The organism is Streptomyces sp. E2N166 (assembly GCF_003671715.1).
Lineage (GTDB): Bacteria > Actinomycetota > Actinomycetes > Streptomycetales > Streptomycetaceae > Streptomyces > Streptomyces thinghirensis.
Genome location: NZ_RAIF01000018.1, coordinates 416,053 through 416,734, shown reverse-complemented (window position 1 = coordinate 416,734; position 682 = coordinate 416,053). Strand labels below are relative to the sequence as shown.

The window sequence follows — 682 nt, the reverse complement described above, 5'->3', positions numbered from 1 at the left end:
CTCGGGTCCGGCCGGGGCGCGAGCACGCTCTCCATGCCCAGCGCCTCGGCCGCCGACTTCGGCAGCCTCAGCCCCTGCGAGGAGAGCTGTTCCGCCGTCAGCCACACCCCCACCTCGCCCGGCAGCGTCCGCGCCTGCCTGGTCACGTACGGGCCGCCGCCGGTGACCTTGACCTCGGCGACCATGGTGACCAGGAGATCGCACCGGACCAGGTAGAGCGGGGCCTTGCGCGGGGTGTGGGCGTTGCGCTCCACCGTGCCGGACACGGTGACGCCCCCCGCGGTGCTCTCCCCCTTGCTCCGGGTCACCGCCGCGCCCTGGCCGGTGCGCCACTCGGCGCCGTTCTGCAGGCCCATCAGCCCGCCCTGGTACGTCGTGGTGGTGCCGCGCCCCTCCTGGCCGCCGGCCTGGTGACCGCCGAGCAGGAAGGTCTCCGTGCCGGGTCCCGAACCCTCGTGCGTCACCTGCGGGTTGGTGAGCGCCAGCCGCATGCCCACCGCACCGTCCAGCGCGGCGAGCCGGCGCGGGTACTTCAGGTTCTTCACCACCCACCCCGAGGACACCGCCTGCCGCAGCGCCCCGGTGAGCGCCCCCGGGCCGAGCCGCTCCTCGATCGCCTGCCGGGGTGCGAGGCCCTCGGTCTGCAGCGCCCGGTCCTCGCGGACCCCCTTGTCCCGGGCCG

The 682-nt window shown here is 75.7% G+C and carries 1 pseudogene; it reads right to left on the bottom strand.

What is annotated here, in order from left to right:
* Window positions 1-682, bottom strand: a pseudogene (locus tag EBH09_RS37840) (hypothetical protein); the annotation flags it as partial.